Here is a 15739-nt window from a genome sequence, read left to right as displayed (position 1 = left end):
ATCAAATCTCCTGATGGCGGGGTTCACGCGCCAGAATCTGGCTGACGGCCTCCCGCGCCAGAACCCCTTCGTAGAGCACCTGATGCACCGCATGCACAATCGGCATGTCGACTTGGTAACGCGCGGCAAGACGCTCGCCTTCGGCGGCCGCGCCGATTCCTTCGACGGACTGGCCGATGGCCGCCACGGCCTCTTCACGGGTATATCCCTGTGCCAACTTCAGGCCGAAGCGGCGATTGCGCGACTGATCGTCCGTACAGGTCAGCACCAGATCGCCCACGCCCGCCAAGCCCATGAACGTTTCCGGTTTGGCGCCCGCTGCCGCGCCAAGGCGCATCAACTCCGCTAACCCCCGGGTTATCAATGCCGCCCGGGCATTGGCACCAAAACCAAAGCCATCGGCCACACCCGCCGCGATGGCGAGCACGTTTTTCAGTCCACCGGCAATTTCGACGCCGATGACATCGTCGGTGGGATAGGTACGCAGGGTTGGATTGCGCAGCGTGGCGGCGATACGTTCAGCCGCTTGTGCGTGCACGCTGGCCACGGTAATGGCGGAGGGTTTTGCCGTGGCCACTTCATGCGCGAAGGTCGGGCCGGATACCGCGACAAAAGGGTGTTCGGGAAGGCAGGAGGACACCATCTGACTGATTTGCCGCCCGGTACCCTGCTCAAAACCCTTGGACGCGTTCACGACGATGGCATCATGAGGAAACTGCGAGGCGTGGTCACTTAGAAAATCGGCCAGCACCTTGGTCGGCAACACCAACCAGACCTGCTCGGCCGCGTTCAACGCGCGCGGAAGATCAGTGGTGATCTGCAAGGATGCGGGAAAAGGGCAATCCGGCAAATAGCGGGCATTTACACGATCCTGCTGGCTGCGCTCGGCCAACCCTGAATCGCGCGCCCAGAGGGAGACATTGTGCCCGTTCCTGGCCAACACAATGGCCAGCGCGGTACCCCAGGAACCTGCGCCCAGTACCGCGATCGACACCTGCGCGCTCATTGCAAGCCCTTACTGCGGGCGACCCTGCGCCTGTTCGAGCTGTTCCTGCAGATGCTGCGCATACAGTTGATCGAAATTGATCGGCTGCAAGACAAGTTGCGGGAAGCCGCCTTTCATCACCAGATCGGAAACCGTTTCGCGGATATAAGGCTGCAACAGGTTGGGGCAGTACGCACCCAGAATCTGCTGTGTATTTTCATCATCGAAACCGGCCACGGTAAAGATCCCCGCATATTGCACTTCGGCCAGGTAGATGGTTTCTTCGTTGTGGACAGCCGTGGCCGTGATGGTCAGCGCGGTTTCGAACACACCCTCACCGAGCTTGCGCGCGTTGTTGGCGACCTGAATATTGACCTCGGGGGACCACTCTGTCGCCACGAAAATGTCCGGCGCCTGCGGGGATTCGAACGACACGTCCTTCAGATAAATCTTCTGAATCGCAAATTGCTGCTCTACTGCCCCATCTTGCGTGGCGGCGTGATCGTTATTGGTCTGTTCGGCCATGGAAACAACTCCCTATGCATGTGATAAAAAAACCGTTATACCCGATCGTTATGCCAACCGGATGACAAATGAAATTTCAGAATTAGAGCGCGCCCTGCTGTTGCAGCCAGCTTTCTAAAGCCTGCAACGGCATGGCACCGGACGTGCGCGCCACTTCCTGTCCACCGCGGAACAGGACCAGGGTCGGAATGCTGCGAATACCGAAACGCGCGGCTGTTTGCGGCGCCTGTTCCGTTTCCAGCTTACCGACCCGCAACTTGGCTTTCTGCCGACCGGCCAACTGAGCGAACACGGGGGCCATCATCTGGCAGGGGCCGCACCACGTCGCCCAGAAATCCACCAATACCGGCAAATCATTGCGGCTGATGTGGCGCGCGAAATTCTGATCGGTCAGCGTGATGGGCTGGCCCGAAAAAAGCTCGGCACCACACTTGCCGCAGTGACCACTGCCGACACGCTCGCCAGGAATGCGGTTCACCGCGTCACATTGGGGGCAAACAACATGTAGGGAAGAAGTTTCGCTCATCGCCTTACTCCGTCAATTCAGGATTATTCTTGTACATCGGGCTGAATGTGGGGGCGGTTGCGTTCGTTTTCCAGTAGGGCGGGCAATTTTCCGGCACGGACGAGTGCGGCAAGATCGTCATAGCCACCCACATGGGTCTGGCCGATGAAGATCTGCGGTACGGTTTCGCGCCCGGAACGTTGCTCCATTTCTGCGCGACGGTCAGAATGAAAATCCACTGAAATCGGTGAAAACTCAAGACCTTGCTCTTTCAGGAGCCGTTTGGCGAAATGGCAATAAGGGCAAAAGGCGCTGAGATAGATCTCGATGACGGGGGCGTCTGACGACGTTTCTGGTGAAATTCCTGTCGGCTCACTCACAAAGACACATCCGATGCTATTTGCGCACAACGGGAAATTTTTCGGCCTTCCACGCCGTAATACCCCCGGCAAGATGGCCCACTTGCGTAAAACCCGCCTTCACAAACATGTTGGCTGCCGAGGCCGATCGATTACCGGAACGGCAATACAGCAGAATTTGATCGTTCTTGTGCTTTTCTAATTCCGGCAATTTGCTCGCCAGGGTGCCCAACGCGACATGCCGTGCGCCCTTGATATGCTCACCACGGAACTCATCTGTTTCACGCACATCGATCAGCAACACGTTCTCCCGACCGATCAGACGGGCAAACTCGGCGGCGCTCATGTCGCGGAATTTTTGCAGACCCCGCGTCATTTCATTACCCAGGAGCAGGATGATCAGCACCACTGCAGCCAGAGACAAGATCCAGTGCCGCACCAGAAAGTCGATATATTCGTGCATCATTAACCCTTAAAACAGAACTCGAAGCGTGCAAAAGCCAGTCAAGGCCGGTTATTGAGCGCGACGCACGCCCAGCTTGACCAGAATCGAATCCATCGGGCAAAAACGGGTAATGCCGCTCTGGAACAGGTTCAGGCCAACAAACGCGGTCAACCACAGCCAGCTTGGCTTCGCGAGATCGGCTTGCCCGGTAAGATGAGCCAATATCAACGAGAGGAGAATCATCAAGCCCGCCATGGTGCGGACGATACGATCAGTCGTCATGTCAAAAACCTCGGAATCGGAACGCGCGCACCAAAGCCTTCTGGCGCACGCTTGCATATCAATTAAAGGGGCAAAACACTTCCTGCATCATGCTGATCAAACGGAGTGTGCGGGCATCGGATACCCGATAGAACACGCGGTTGGCGTCTTTGCGGGAGGCCAGAATACCTTTGTCGCGAAGAATAGCCAGATGTTGGGAAATATTACTCTGGGTCGTGCCGACCGCATCGACGATTTGCTGAACATGCAGTTCACGATCACCCAACACACATAGAATCTTCAAGCGCAAGGGATGCGACATCGCCTTGAGTGAACGCGAAGCCCGGTCGATATCTTCCGTCCGGGCCATCAAACGTTCAGTGCCACACTCATTCATTTCAAGGTTCATTCGCAGTTCCCGGCAAAAAAAGTTTCATTTTTCGTTATGCTACCAGACTGGCGGCGCTTTGGAATTCAACTGACCCGCTATGGGGCGACTCAAACGGTAGCCAACAACCTGTTATTGAAAGCATACTAACTATTTTCGATGCTTCTGTCGTGGAAAATTGGAAATTTAACGCCATTTTGAGCAATAACCCAAGCAATGCCTTATTTTTTCCGATTTAAATTACCGCCACGTCACCGGGGAACATGCTCATTCCGGGTCAGAACGCGCGCATTCATTTACCTTGTCCCCTTGTTTCTCTGGCTGGTTTGCACTCCCGACCATAACGCCCATGCCGACAGCCCCGGCAAGTTGAAACAGGCCATCGACCAGCAAAAATCCGCGCTGGACAAGACACGCGCGGCTCAGGATGAAATCAAAAATCAGCTTAAGGCCACTCAGGCTCAACTGGATCAGACCGAAAAAGCACAAAACGATATCGAAGACCGCATCGAGGCCATCGAAGCACAGCGTTCCGATCTGGAAAAACAAACCACCCGACTTGCCGATGAAATAGAACACCTCAAGGCACAGATTGACGACAGCCTCGGCATGGCCTACCTGCTGGGCAACCAGGCGCCGATATCCACACTGCTGTCACATGATGATGCCCTGATCTCCGAGCGTTACCTGTACTACATCAAAACGCTGGTCGCGCAATCAATCGGACAGCTCAAAGCGCTAAAACATACCGAGCAGGCGCAAGAAGAGAACAAAAAAGCGCTTGAAAAAACACAAGCCGAACTGAACCAGGCCGAAATGCAACTGGCCGCAAACATGGCGGCGCATCGGGATCAACTGGCCAAGCAGAATCAGTTGCTGCAGACACTCAGCCAACGCGCCGACACGCAGTCCCGTCGACTGGCTGAACTGCTTGCGCAGAAAAAAGAACTGGATAACCGGATTGCCGCCCTGAACGCTCAAGCGGCAAAGGATCGGGCAGAGCAGGATCGCCGTCGTTTAGAGGCCCATCAGCGACAATCAGCCCCCCCGGCAGACGACACGGACGAACGTTCGAGCCAATCGTCCGCCTCGGGCGAAGTCACCCACGGTGGCATTCCTATTACCGGGCGCATTGTTCGCAGCTATGGCGCGCCCATCGCCGAGGGTGAAATGCGCTCACAGGGCATCCTGTTTGCCGCCCCCACGGGTACGCCGGTTCGGTCCGTCGCATCGGGCAAGGTTGTCTTTGCCGACAGCATGAAAGGCTGGGGCAATCTGGTGATTCTCAGGCACGCCAATGGGTACTTGTCGCTGTACGCCCACAACAGTGAACTTAAGGTGCATACCGGCATGAATGTCCAAAGAGGGACGGTACTGGGCCTAAGCGGGCAGATCGAAGGCCACGAAACGGGGATTTACTTCGAAGTACGCAAAGGGAATGACACCATCAACCCGCTCCGCTGGGCTCCCTATCGCGCACTCAAGCGGTAGTTGGTAATGTTTCGCCGGATGACAAAATTGGGTTTTGGCCGCCTCTGGAACAAAAAGCTTGCTATGCTTTTGCGAACCTGGCTTGCACGCGGTTGAACGCATGACCCGTTCAGCAGTCTCAGGCATGGTTTTCTGTATATATGGGAATGGATTGTGCGAACCATCACGTTTGATGTCGCGCCCGGTTGGTTTTAGTTTGGAGTAAAAATTATTATGGCTCAGTGGTTACGTAAAACTTCTGCCCTCGGCGTCGCCGCCGTTTTCGGGTTTTCTGTGGCGATTGCCGTTAACGCGCTTGCAGACAAGGATCAGGCCACTGACTCTGCCATTCCGCTGAACGAATTGCGCACATTCACCGATGTTTTGACACGCGTGAAGGCGGACTACGTTGATCCGGTCACCGACAAGACCCTGATGGACAATGCGATTCGCGGCATGATCGATCGCCTCGACCCCCATTCGAATTATCTCGACAAGGCCGAGTTCAAGGATCTCAAGGAAACCACAACAGGCAAATTCGGTGGCCTGGGATTGCAGGTCGGCATGAAGGACAAGGTGATCACCGTCATCTCGCCAATCGACGATACTCCGGCCCAAAAAGCCGGTATCAAGGCCGGCGACAGGATCGTCAAGATCAATGGTGAGTTCACCCAGGGTCTTGACCTAGAGAAAGCAGTGAAACAGATGCGCGGTGATCCGGGAACGAAAATCACGCTCACGCTGGTTCGCGATGGCGTCGAAAAGCCGTTTGACGTCACACTCGAACGCGCCATTATCAATGTCAAGTCAGTCAAGGCCCGTATGCTCGATCCGAACTTCGGTTACGTGCGCATCGCCCAATTCCAGTCCGACACGACCGAGCAACTGCATGATGCGCTCAATCAACTGATCAAGGACAACGACAACAAACCACTCAAGGGTCTGGTGCTGGATCTGCGCAACAACCCCGGCGGCGTACTACAGGCTGCCGTCGGCGTGGTGGACACCTTCGTCAACAAGGGTTTGATCGTATATACCAAGGGGCGCGTCGAAGATGCCCAGATGAGTTTCAAGGCGCATGAGGGCGACATGCTAAACGGCGCGCCCATCGTGGTGCTGGTGAACGGCGGCTCGGCGTCGGCGTCGGAAATCGTTGCCGGTGCGCTGCAAGATGACAGCCGGGCATTGATTGCCGGTGAACGCACCTTCGGCAAGGGCTCGGTTCAGTCCATCATGCCATTGACCAATGGTGGCGCGCTGCGCCTGACCACGGCCCGCTACTTCACGCCGTCGGGCCGCTCGATTCAGGGTGAGGGCATCAAGCCGGATGTCGAAGTGCATCAGCTCAAGGTGTCCGATATCGACAAGGTTTTCTCCATCAAGGAAGCCGATCTGGCCGGTCACATCAGCAACCCCACCAAACCAGATCAAAAACCGGCTGCCCAGCCGATCAAGCAGATAATCAACACCGACGGTAAACCATTGGTAGAAACCGATTATCAGCTCTACGAGGCGCTCAATCTGCTCAAGGGCATGTCCATCGTGGCGCATCGAGATCGGGAATCCACAAAGTAAGTCCGGATGTCGAACATTCAAACCGAATGGTCATTGTCTGACACATAATGTTTCTGGCTATTTATTTTCGGCCCGCCAAAATGTAATTTAGGCGGGCCGAATTTTTTGCCTCGTTGCAGGGGCTCATCCGTCCAATCCAAATGGAGTAAAGAGATGTCTATTAAGGCTATGATCCTGTTGGCGCCGGGTTTCGAAGATCTTGAGGCCGTGACCGTAATCGATCTGCTGCGCCGTGCAAAATTTCAGGTTGCCATCATCAGCCTGCGTGAAGATGAAGTAACTGGTACTCGCGGGACCCGGATCGTCACCGATGGCAACCTCGCCTTACTCGAGAAACAGAGTGTGTTCGATCTCGTCGTAATGCCGGGTGGACAACCCGGCACAGACAATCTGGCCGCCGACCCAAGAGTGATCCAACTGCTCAAGGCTCAAGCCGCGGCAGGCCGTTGGGTTGCCGCGTTGTGCGCCGCACCCAAAGTGTTGGCGAAGGCTGGCCTGATCAAGGACAAACGGATCACGCATTACCCGGGAGCATTAACAGCAACAGAACAGCAAGGCGCAACCGTCACCGACAACCCGGTGGAAGTCGATGGCAAGCTGATTACCGGTCGAAGCCCGGGCGCGGCCATGGACTTTGCCCTTATGCTGATCGAGCAAATGGCCGGCGCTGAACTTCGCCAGACAATCGAGGCTGATCTGGTGCGCTGATTACACGACGGCGCACAAACAAAAACACCCGCTTTCGCGGGTGTTTTTCATCTATCCGAAGGGATCGGTATTAATTCAAGGCGAATTAAACCCGCTCACCATGCTGGTTGATATCCAGACCTTCGGCTTCTTGTTCTTCAGTGACGCGCAGGCCGATCGTTACTTTCAGGACCATCAGGATGATGAAGGTAACCACCGCATCGTAGATGATGGTGAAACCAACACCTTTGAGCTGGATCATGAACTGAGCGAAAATGCTGCCATGGGCTGCATCGTTCAGGCCAGCGCCGCCGAAGGCGGCCGCAGAGAAGATACCGGTCAGCAAGGCACCGACGACACCGCCGACAGCGTGGACACCAAAGGCATCCAGTGAGTCGTCATAGCCCAGCATGCGCTTGAGATATACCGCAGCGAGGAACGGGATGATACCGGCGGCAATACCGATCACGAAGGCGCCCATCGGGCCGACGAAACCAGAGGCAGGCGTGATGGCGACCAAGCCCGCAACCGCACCAGAAGCCATACCCAGCAGGGTTGGTTTGCCGCGCAGGATCCACTCGGTCACCATCCAGGCCATTGCAGCGACAGCCGTGGCGATTTGGGTAACGGCCATGGCCATACCCGCTTTGCCGTCGGCAGCCAGTTCAGAACCGGCGTTGAAACCGAACCAACCAACCCACAGCAGGGCAGCACCAGCCATGGTGTACACGAGGTTGACCGGTGGCATGGCTTCTGTGCCGTAGCCTTTACGCTTGCCGAGCACCAGCGCAGCGACCAGACCAGCTACACCCGCATTGATGTGTACCACGGTGCCGCCGGCAAAATCCTGGATACCGTCGCCCGCGAGCCAGCCACCGCCCCACACCATGTGCGCAATAGGCGAGTAAACGAGGATGGACCATAGACCCAGGAAAATCAGCAGAGCAGAGAACTTCATACGCTCGACGATCGCACCGATAATCAATGCAGGCGTGATGATGGCGAAGGTCATCTGGAAGGTCATGAAGACACTTTCCGGAATGGTGCCGCTCAAGCTGTCGTAGCCCATGCCTTTGAGGAAGAGGGCGCTTAAGTCACCCACGTAGGCGCCGCTGCCCTTGAAGGCCAGCGAGTAACCCACCACTGCCCAGATCACGCTGATCAAAGCTGTCGTTGCAAACGTCGCAGCAGCTACGGACAGCAGATTCTTGCGACGAACCATACCGCCGTAGAACAGGGCAACGCCAGGGATGGTCATCAACAGAACCAGTGCCGTGGATGTCAGCATCCATGCCGTATTACCCGCATCCAGAACGGGTTTGGCATCTTCTGCCGAGGCACCAGTTGACATCAGCAGGCCGATAATCGCCAGCATGCCCAGCCCGAAACCAGGCTTGATTTTAAAATTACTCATGTTACCTGCTCCTTAAAGCGCTTCTGGGCCGGTTTCACCGGTGCGAATACGGATAGCCTCTTCAATGGTGGAGACAAAAATCTTGCCGTCACCAATCTTGCCGGTGCTCGCCGCCTTGGTAATGGCATCGATCACGGGCTCGACCGTTACATCGTCCACGACCATTTCCAGTTTCACCTTAGGTAAAAAGTCGACCACATATTCCGCGCCGCGATACAGCTCGGTATGCCCCTTTTGACGACCGAAGCCTTTGACTTCAGTCATCGTGATCCCTTTCACGCCGATGGTAGACAGTGCTTCACGCACATCATCGAGCTTGAACGGTTTAATGATTGCTGTAACCAGTTTCATACAAACCTCTCAGATATTTGGCGCGGTATTAGAAGCTCTTGGTGACGCTAAGGACGGCGGTTGGACCACCAAGAAATTTCGTTGAGCCATCGCTCGCTGTCGCTGTATCAAATGATTCTTTTACATTCGAGTCGACATAGGCAAGGCTCACCGCCCAGTCTTGTGGCAAGGAGTAGGTGGCGCCCAATGACCAATCGGTATAGTTGTTATCGCTGTTGCTTGTACCGTCCAGTTGCGAACCCTTAAACATTTGGTGCCCCACATGGGCATCCAAAGTCAATTTGTCGGTCAGAGGGTAATGAGCATCCAGTTGGATGTAGGAAGTGCCCTTACTGTCGTACATGCCGTAGTATTTGGACGTGTTGATGTTGTATTGAGCCGTCAACCATTTATAGGATGCCGCAATGTGCAACTCGGTTGTATTGATGCCGGAATTACCCGTGGTGGTCGGGTAATAAACATAGAGAACGCCCGCGTCGAATGACAAATCATCGTTGACTGTATAAGTGTACCCGCCGAAAAAATCAGACTCTAAACCAACCAGACTCGTGTTGAACAAAGCATCGTTAGAAATACTCGAACCCCAGAAACCCGCGTAGAAGCCAGCCGGCAATCCCAAGTCGACTCCGACCTGTACTGCTGGTTTTTTGTAGGTTTGCGACATGCCACGATAGCGGTAATCGCTCACAATGGCAGCGCTACCCGATACGCTTACTGCTGGCGCGTCGGCGGCATAAGTGGGCACGGAGAAAGCAGACAATGAAGCGACTACAGATGAAGCGATCAGGGTCATTTTGAATTTATTCATGGATCCATTCCTCATAAAATTGAGATTGTGCGAGTTGCCAGCTAGCTTTAACAGGAACCATGCCAACTACATATCCATCTGTTTTTTAAATAAAAATCAATCCTGAACAAATTATGAGCCCATACTGACGCACCAAATTTGTGCGCCACCCTTGTCGCGAAGGCCCGAAGATAGTGCAACCGTTGTGGCCTTTAAACGACAAACCACGCCAAGACTGTCACGATGTTTTCATATATGCGATCTAATCGAGTACCGTCGAAACGAACACCCGAACGGCGATCAAAAATCTGCGGGCACTGGAATCAAAGCGCCAATTCACTGTGTCGGTTGTGGTCACTCTAAAACACAAGCCCGTGATCAAGCCTTGATCCTTGGGGCGCTTACGGAGCCTCTGCACGAATAGGCATCGCATCGGCATGGATAGGGTCAAATAACATTGCTCCCGGTCAGTCTTCGGCCCTGTTGGAGAAGTGGGGGGATTGCATTTCTACCAGTCGGCTCAGAACGCGCGCGAACGCGCCATCAAGTATGCCTGCATGGTCAAAATGAACGGCGGGGATCCCCTCGGGGAAAATCAATTTAATGCCGCGATCGTAAAACTCATCAATTAACCACATGAACCTGCGTGCCTGCGCGGGCGAGTGTTGATCGAACCGAGGCACGCCGGAAAGACAGATCGTGTGAAAACGATTGGCCAATTCGATGTAATCGGCCTTGCCGCGCGCGCCGGTACACAATTCGTGGAAATCGAACCAGGCTGCGCCATCGGCCAGACATCTTGCGGTAATGGCACGCCCTGCTATTTCAAGCGATATCTGCTGATCAACACCATCTTCTGCCATCGCCGTGAACGCTTCGGGTAGGGCCGAGATATCGGCGGATTGCGGGTCGAAGGCGAGACGGTAATCCACATCGCTATCGAATGGCACCATCGCCATGTTTTCCTTGAGCAGCGCGATGGTGGGCAGGAATTGTTCGCGTTGCAGGCCGTTGCGGTAGAGATCATCCGGTGGCGTATTGGATGTGATAACCACTGCGACACCGTGATCGAACAGACCTTGCATGAGCCCGCGAATCAGCATGGCATCGGTGATGTCGGCAATATGGAATTCGTCCAGACAGAGCAACCGGACACCGCGGGCGATGTCCCGAGCAATCCGCATCAAAGGGTTCTCGCACCCTTTTAGTTCAGTAAGCCGTGCGTGGACATCCGCCATAAAGCGATGGAAGTGTATGCGTTGCTTCTGTTCCAGCGGCATACAGGAAAAGAAGGCGTTCATCACAAAACTCTTGCCGCGCCCGACACCGCCATGCAGATAAACCCCTTTGACGGGCGTGAGAGCGGGGGCGCTTCGCAGCAATCGGCGCAACAACGGTACGGGAGGAAAAGTTGATGATCGCTTTACGCACTGTTCATACACGGTATGCAGAACGGAACAGGCGGTCAATTGGGCGGCATCCAGCGTGAAACCTCGCGCTTGCGCCTCGGCCTGCATGCACCGGGTCAGTTGATCGCTCGACATGAGCGGCCTCCGGTCACGGCAGGCGACTCATGGGAAGTCGAAGCGCAGAATGGCGCGGGTGCGTGCATTATCCTGTTCCTATCTCAACAGACAATACAGCCGCGTAACAGACGCTCGACATCGGAATCCATGGCAGAAGTGGCGGTAATACGCTGCCATAGCGCCTGATCTTCCAGACCGACGAGCCGCTCGAATTCCTGCCATTGTGGCGCGGTAAGACGATCGATGTGTTCTTCCAGAAAACGGGCCAGCACCATATCGAGTTCGAGCATGCCGCGACGGCAGTGCCAACGGATGCGATTGATGTCCTCCTCTGCAATCACGGCGGTCATACCGTCCGCTTTACCAGCAATGATTTGATCTTGCCGATCGCCTGTGTGGGGTTGAGTTCTTTCGGGCAAACATCCACGCAGTTCATGATGCTGTGACAACGAAACAGCCGGTACGGGTCTTCCAGATCGTCCAGGCGTTCGGTGAGTGCCTGATCGCGACTATCGGCGATGAACCGATACGCTTGCAGCAGCCCGGCTGGGCCGACGAACTTGTCCGGGTTCCACCAGAACGAGGGGCAGGCGGTGGTGCAGCAGGCGCACAAAATGCACTCGTACAGGCCATCGAGCTTGGCCCGATCTTCGGGCGATTGCAGGCGTTCGGTATCCTGACCCGGCTCGTCCTTATTGATGAGGTAGGGTTTGACGGATCGGTAGTGGTCGAGGAACTGGCTCATATCCACAACCAGATCGCGGATGACCGGCAAACCGGACAGCGGACGCAGCATGATCGGCTGCTTCAATTCGCTTAAGGGCGTTACGCAGGCCAGACCATTCCTGCCGTTGATGTTCATGCCATCCGAACCACACACGCCCTCGCGACAGGAACAGCGCACGCTCAGCGTCTCATCCTGTTCCTTGATCATCAGGATGGCGTCGAGCAGCATCTTGCCCTCCGGCTCGATATCCAGCTCGTAGTCCTGCATGTAGGGCTTGGCGTCGGTGTCGGGGTTATAGCGGTAGATGGAAAAGCGCATGGCGGAATCCTGCTAATAAACACGTGGCTTGGGTTGAAAGGCATCCACGGTCAGTGGCTGCTGGCGTACCGGCTTGTAGTCGAGCCGGTGGCCCTCGGCGAAATAGAGCGAGTGCTTCATCCATTCGGCATCGTTGCGTTCGGGGAAATCATCGCGGGCATGTGCGCCACGGCTCTCCTTACGCGCGGCCGCAGAAATCATCGTCGCCAGTGCCACCGCCACCAGGTTCTCAAGCTCCAGCGCCTCGATGCGGCCCGTGTTGAATAACTTGCTGTGATCGCGCAGCACCACATCGGGTAATTTCGCCGCTATTTCCTGCATTTTTCGGACACCTTCCTGCAAGACGGCTTCCGTGCGGAATACACCGCAATGCGCTAGCATCGTCTTGCGCATTTCGTCACGCAATTGCGCCACGGTGATGCCCTCGCCCTTTCTTTCCCAACGCGCCATGCGCGCCGAGATGCGTTCCAAGGAAGCCGATGGAACAGCACGCGCCGACGGGTTTTCACGGCAATAAGCAATCACGTCGTTACCGGCAGCGCGCCCAAAGACGATCAGATCGAGCAGGGAGTTACTGCCCAGACGGTTGGCACCATGCACCGATACGCAGGCGCATTCGCCAATGGCGTAGAGGCCGGGAACCGCAGTCTGCGTGCCGTCAGCCGATGGCTTTACCACGCGGCCATGCAAGTCGGTCGGAATACCGCCCATCATGTAATGCACGGTGGGCACGACGGGAATTGGATCCTTGGCCGGATCGACATGGGCGAATTTTTTTGCCAGTTCGCTGATTCCAGGTAGGCGCTGATGAATGACTTCCGGGCCGAGGTGATCGAGCTTGAGCAGCACGTGGTCGCCCTGTTCGCCGCAGCCTCGTCCTTCAAAAATCTCCACCGCCATGGCGCGGGAGACGACATCCCGGCTGGCAAGGTCCTTGGCATTGGGCGCGTAGCGCTCCATAAAGCGCTCGCCGTGCTTGTTCACCAGATAACCACCTTCGCCGCGCACCCCTTCGGTCACCAGCACGCCCGCACCATGAATCCCGGTGGGGTGAAATTGCCAGAACTCCATGTCTTCGAGCGGAATGCCGGCGCGCAGTGCCATCCCGAGGCCATCACCCGTATTAATCAGGGCATTGGTGGTGGCCGAGAAAATCCGTCCCGCACCGCCGGTCGCGAGCAGGGTGGCGCGCGCCTCGATCAATACCGGTTCGCCAGATTCGATGCCCAACGCCACCACACCCAAGGCATGGCCCTGTTCATCCATAACGAGATCAATCGCGAAGTATTCTTCAAAAAAATGGGTACGGGCGGCGATATTGCGCTGATACAACGTATGGAGCATGGCGTGCCCAGTGCGATCGGCCACCGAGCAGGTTCGCACCGCTGGCGGGCCGCCATATTCCTGAGTCATGCCGCCGAACGGGCGCTGGTAGATCTTGCCGTTATCCAGACGGTCGAACGGCATGCCGTAATGCTCCAGTTCGATCACCGCCTCGTTGGCGTTGCGGCACATGAATTCGATGGCGTCCTGATCGCCCAGATAATCCGAGCCCTTGACCGTGTCGTACATATGCCAGTGCCAGTTATCCGCACTCACATTGCCGAGACTGGCAGCGATGCCGCCCTGGGCTGAAACCGTGTGCGAGCGGGTGGGATACACCTTGGAGACCACAGCCACCTTGATACCCGATTCGGCAAGCTGCAACGCCGCGCGCAGGCCCGCGCCGCCTCCGCCGATGATTACCGCATCGAATGTTCTTTTATCCATAGTCATACCGGAGCTCATGAGTGGCTCCATAAAATCTGCACGGCCCACGCGGTATAGGCCACAAGCGCCAGAATCACGAGTGTGTGCAGGCCAAGCCGGATCAACGTGGGGTGAACGTAATCCATGAAAATATCCCGCATGCCCAACCAGGCGTGAACAAACAAGCTCAGTAGAAAAATCAGGCTGAACAGGCGAACGGGCAAACTATGGAACAGCATTTGCCAGTCGGCGAAATTTGATACGGGATGCCACAACAGGTACCCGGTCATGAACAGGGTGTACAGAACCATGACGACGGCCGTCAGCCGCTGCGCCAACCAATCCTTGATGCCGTAGCGCGCGCCGCTGGGTACTCGACTCACCATATCAACACCCCGATCAGCAGCGTGAGCGCCAAGCTGACGACGAGCACAAGCTTCGCGGTGAGCCGCGCCTGTGCCAGATGGACACCGATATCCAGGTCCAGCGCCAGATACCGCAGCCCCATACAGAAATGATGCAGATAGGCCCAGACGACGACCAGCAATGCGAGCTTCGCCACGGGCGAATGGAACCAGGACTGCACTTCTGCGAACCCTTCGGCCGAACCCAACGACAGATTCAGGACATACAGCAGAACCGGCAGCAGCAGGAACAAAAACGCGCCGCTGATGCGGTGCAGGATCGATACGATGCCCGGCAGAGGCAGCCTGATCTTGAGCAGATTGAGGGAAACCGGTCGACTGTCTGCCACGATTATTCTCCCGTCCGCATAATCAACCCCAAGACAACCATCCCGGAGGAGGCCGTCTTCTGGCGATCTGGAAAATGAGCGGCACGAGGCGTCGGGTTGTGCATAGCGGGCCTAATTCAGTTCGTCGAAATAATAGTGGTGTTCGGTATTCACATAACTCATGCGCCATTCCACCGGCTGGTTCTTGTAGGTGAACGCCACCCGCTCGATGCACAGCAAAGGCGCACCCACGGCCACGCCCAGCAGATCGGCCACACGCTCATCGGCGAGCGCGGCGCGAATGCGCTCTTCCGCCGAAATGATGCGAATCTGGTACTGCGTTTCATACAGCGAATACAGCGTGCCCTTATGCGCATTCACGTGCTCTTCGACCATGGCACTGGAAATGCCTTTCAGCAGGGCAGCGGGCAGGCGGATGTCGTCATACACCACCGCCTTGCCCGACAAAGTCAGCACCCGCTGAATCTGCACCAACGCGCTGCCGCTGCGAATGCCCAATCGCTTGGCCACCGCCGCATCGGCCTTGCCTCGACCAAAACCGATAAAACTGCTTTGCGGATAAGCCTGCTCGCCCGCCAGATTGCGTAAATGCAGAAAGCGGTAGGTCGTGCCGTCATCGGCATGGGTCGCCACAAAGGTGCCTCTGCCCTGACGTCGAACCAGCATGTTCTCGGCCACCAGTTCATTGATTGCCTTGCGCACCGTGCCCTGACTGACCTCATAGCGCCGCGCCAGCGCCATTTCGCTGGGAATCATGGCGCCGGGCGTCCACTCTCCTTCAGAAAGGCTCCGGGTAATCAGCCGCTTGATCTGCTCATACAAGGGCAAGAAACTGGGGGTCTGCTGCTTCATTATCATGGCGAAAAATAATACATCACCCTGTTCGGGCAAGTCTATGTTGTCTTATATAAGA

Annotated in this window: 20 protein-coding genes; 3 read left to right on the top strand and 17 right to left on the bottom strand. The window is 56.1% G+C overall.

The features are described 5' to 3' along the window. Position 1: 1 nt before the first annotated feature. The 7 genes from PHD44_RS04315 to PHD44_RS04285 all read right to left on the bottom strand — a co-directional run bounded on the left by PHD44_RS04315 (position 2) and on the right by PHD44_RS04285 (position 3489). Complete coding sequence (locus PHD44_RS04315; RefSeq protein ID WP_300188399.1) at positions 2–994, bottom strand: NAD(P)H-dependent glycerol-3-phosphate dehydrogenase; 993 nt, start codon at positions 992–994, stop codon at positions 2–4. A gap of 21 nt (positions 995–1015) precedes the next feature. Beyond that, entirely contained in the window at positions 1016–1510 is a 495-nt protein-coding gene (gene secB / locus PHD44_RS04310; RefSeq protein WP_298220373.1) for a protein-export chaperone SecB, read from the bottom strand. Between the two features lie 82 nt (positions 1511–1592). Then, positions 1593–2036, bottom strand: coding sequence for a thioredoxin TrxC (trxC, locus tag PHD44_RS04305; protein ID WP_300188398.1), 444 nt, complete (start codon positions 2034–2036; stop codon positions 1593–1595). A 23-nt stretch (positions 2037–2059) separates the two neighbouring features. Beyond that, a complete protein-coding gene (gene grxC / locus PHD44_RS04300) occupies positions 2060–2377 on the bottom strand; it encodes a glutaredoxin 3 (protein WP_300188438.1) in 318 nt (105 codons plus the stop codon). 34 nt (positions 2378–2411) lie between these two features. After that, positions 2412–2837, bottom strand: coding sequence for a rhodanese-like domain-containing protein (locus PHD44_RS04295; RefSeq protein WP_300188397.1), 426 nt, complete (start codon positions 2835–2837; stop codon positions 2412–2414). Positions 2838–2888: 51 nt separating this feature from the next. Further along, positions 2889–3101, bottom strand: coding sequence for a DUF2892 domain-containing protein (locus PHD44_RS04290; RefSeq protein ID WP_300188396.1), 213 nt, complete (start codon positions 3099–3101; stop codon positions 2889–2891). 58 nt (positions 3102–3159) lie between these two features. Continuing rightward, positions 3160–3489, bottom strand: coding sequence for a helix-turn-helix transcriptional regulator (locus tag PHD44_RS04285; protein WP_300188394.1), 330 nt, complete (start codon positions 3487–3489; stop codon positions 3160–3162). A gap of 288 nt (positions 3490–3777) precedes the next feature. On the opposite strand from PHD44_RS04285, the gene PHD44_RS04280 reads away from it, so the two are divergent. The 3 genes from PHD44_RS04280 (at position 3778) to PHD44_RS04270 (ending at position 7221) form a co-directional block, all read left to right on the top strand. Further along, the gene (locus PHD44_RS04280) at positions 3778–4959 is read left to right on the top strand and encodes a peptidoglycan DD-metalloendopeptidase family protein (protein WP_300188392.1); all 1182 of its coding nucleotides are present in this window, start codon (positions 3778–3780) and stop codon (positions 4957–4959) included. A gap of 213 nt (positions 4960–5172) precedes the next feature. Then, the gene (locus PHD44_RS04275; RefSeq protein ID WP_300188390.1) at positions 5173–6513 is read left to right on the top strand and encodes a S41 family peptidase; all 1341 of its coding nucleotides are present in this window, start codon (positions 5173–5175) and stop codon (positions 6511–6513) included. A gap of 153 nt (positions 6514–6666) precedes the next feature. Further along, a complete protein-coding gene (locus PHD44_RS04270) occupies positions 6667–7221 on the top strand; it encodes a DJ-1 family glyoxalase III (RefSeq protein WP_300188388.1) in 555 nt (184 codons plus the stop codon). An 85-nt stretch (positions 7222–7306) separates the two neighbouring features. Here PHD44_RS04270 and PHD44_RS04265 read toward each other — a convergent pair whose 3' ends face one another. From PHD44_RS04265 to PHD44_RS04220, 10 genes are all read right to left on the bottom strand, one after another. Then, entirely contained in the window at positions 7307–8614 is a 1308-nt protein-coding gene (locus PHD44_RS04265) for an ammonium transporter (RefSeq protein WP_300188386.1), read from the bottom strand. A gap of 12 nt (positions 8615–8626) precedes the next feature. Continuing rightward, positions 8627–8965 carry a P-II family nitrogen regulator gene (locus PHD44_RS04260; RefSeq protein WP_298218745.1) on the bottom strand — a complete coding sequence of 113 codons (339 nt, stop codon included), beginning with the start codon at positions 8963–8965 and terminating at the stop codon, positions 8627–8629. Between the two features lie 28 nt (positions 8966–8993). After that, entirely contained in the window at positions 8994–9773 is a 780-nt protein-coding gene (locus tag PHD44_RS04255; protein WP_300188384.1) for a TorF family putative porin, read from the bottom strand. A gap of 446 nt (positions 9774–10219) precedes the next feature. Next, positions 10220–11296 carry a cell division protein ZapE gene (gene zapE / locus PHD44_RS04250; RefSeq protein WP_300188382.1) on the bottom strand — a complete coding sequence of 359 codons (1077 nt, stop codon included), beginning with the start codon at positions 11294–11296 and terminating at the stop codon, positions 10220–10222. Between the two features lie 83 nt (positions 11297–11379). Further along, a complete protein-coding gene (locus tag PHD44_RS04245; protein WP_300188380.1) occupies positions 11380–11628 on the bottom strand; it encodes a succinate dehydrogenase assembly factor 2 in 249 nt (82 codons plus the stop codon). Next, on the bottom strand, positions 11625–12323 hold the full coding sequence (locus PHD44_RS04240) for a succinate dehydrogenase iron-sulfur subunit (protein WP_300188378.1): 699 nt from the start codon (positions 12321–12323) through the stop codon (positions 11625–11627). The genes PHD44_RS04245 and PHD44_RS04240 overlap by 4 nt, the downstream gene beginning before the upstream one ends. Before the next feature lie 12 nt (positions 12324–12335). Beyond that, on the bottom strand, positions 12336–14099 hold the full coding sequence (gene sdhA / locus PHD44_RS04235) for a succinate dehydrogenase flavoprotein subunit (protein WP_300188376.1): 1764 nt from the start codon (positions 14097–14099) through the stop codon (positions 12336–12338). 8 nt (positions 14100–14107) lie between these two features. Further along, complete coding sequence (gene sdhD, locus PHD44_RS04230) at positions 14108–14458, bottom strand: succinate dehydrogenase, hydrophobic membrane anchor protein (protein WP_300188374.1); 351 nt, start codon at positions 14456–14458, stop codon at positions 14108–14110. Continuing rightward, positions 14452–14826 (bottom strand): succinate dehydrogenase, cytochrome b556 subunit, encoded by a 375-nt coding sequence (sdhC, locus tag PHD44_RS04225; protein WP_300188372.1) that lies wholly within the window; start codon positions 14824–14826, stop codon positions 14452–14454. Before sdhC ends, sdhD begins: the two co-directional genes overlap by 7 nt. A gap of 111 nt (positions 14827–14937) precedes the next feature. Next, positions 14938–15678 (bottom strand): GntR family transcriptional regulator, encoded by a 741-nt coding sequence (locus PHD44_RS04220; RefSeq protein ID WP_300188370.1) that lies wholly within the window; start codon positions 15676–15678, stop codon positions 14938–14940. Between the last annotated feature and the right edge of the window lie 61 nt (positions 15679–15739).

This window comes from Halothiobacillus sp. (assembly GCF_028710545.1).
Lineage (GTDB): Bacteria > Pseudomonadota > Gammaproteobacteria > Halothiobacillales > Halothiobacillaceae > Halothiobacillus.
The sequence above is the reverse complement of the archived record's forward strand: the minus strand, read 5'-3'. Positions and strand labels throughout refer to the sequence as shown.

Coding starts and splice junctions, on each gene's coding strand:
- secB (WP_298220373.1), bottom strand. CDS start 1,510: ATGGCCGAACAGACCAATAACGATCACGCCGCCACGCAAGATGGGGCA.
- trxC (WP_300188398.1), bottom strand. CDS start 2,036: ATGAGCGAAACTTCTTCCCTACATGTTGTTTGCCCCCAATGTGACGCG.
- PHD44_RS04295 (WP_300188397.1), bottom strand. CDS start 2,837: ATGCACGAATATATCGACTTTCTGGTGCGGCACTGGATCTTGTCTCTG.
- PHD44_RS04290 (WP_300188396.1), bottom strand. CDS start 3,101: ATGACGACTGATCGTATCGTCCGCACCATGGCGGGCTTGATGATTCTC.
- PHD44_RS04285 (WP_300188394.1), bottom strand. CDS start 3,489: ATGAACCTTGAAATGAATGAGTGTGGCACTGAACGTTTGATGGCCCGG.
- PHD44_RS04275 (WP_300188390.1), top strand. CDS start 5,173: ATGGCTCAGTGGTTACGTAAAACTTCTGCCCTCGGCGTCGCCGCCGTT.
- PHD44_RS04270 (WP_300188388.1), top strand. CDS start 6,667: ATGTCTATTAAGGCTATGATCCTGTTGGCGCCGGGTTTCGAAGATCTT.
- PHD44_RS04265 (WP_300188386.1), bottom strand. CDS start 8,614: ATGAGTAATTTTAAAATCAAGCCTGGTTTCGGGCTGGGCATGCTGGCG.
- PHD44_RS04260 (WP_298218745.1), bottom strand. CDS start 8,965: ATGAAACTGGTTACAGCAATCATTAAACCGTTCAAGCTCGATGATGTG.
- PHD44_RS04255 (WP_300188384.1), bottom strand. CDS start 9,773: ATGAATAAATTCAAAATGACCCTGATCGCTTCATCTGTAGTCGCTTCA.
- zapE (WP_300188382.1), bottom strand. CDS start 11,296: ATGTCGAGCGATCAACTGACCCGGTGCATGCAGGCCGAGGCGCAAGCG.
- PHD44_RS04245 (WP_300188380.1), bottom strand. CDS start 11,628: ATGACCGCCGTGATTGCAGAGGAGGACATCAATCGCATCCGTTGGCAC.
- PHD44_RS04240 (WP_300188378.1), bottom strand. CDS start 12,323: ATGCGCTTTTCCATCTACCGCTATAACCCCGACACCGACGCCAAGCCC.
- sdhA (WP_300188376.1), bottom strand. CDS start 14,099: ATGACTATGGATAAAAGAACATTCGATGCGGTAATCATCGGCGGAGGC.
- sdhD (WP_300188374.1), bottom strand. CDS start 14,458: ATGGTGAGTCGAGTACCCAGCGGCGCGCGCTACGGCATCAAGGATTGG.
- PHD44_RS04220 (WP_300188370.1), bottom strand. CDS start 15,678: ATGAAGCAGCAGACCCCCAGTTTCTTGCCCTTGTATGAGCAGATCAAG.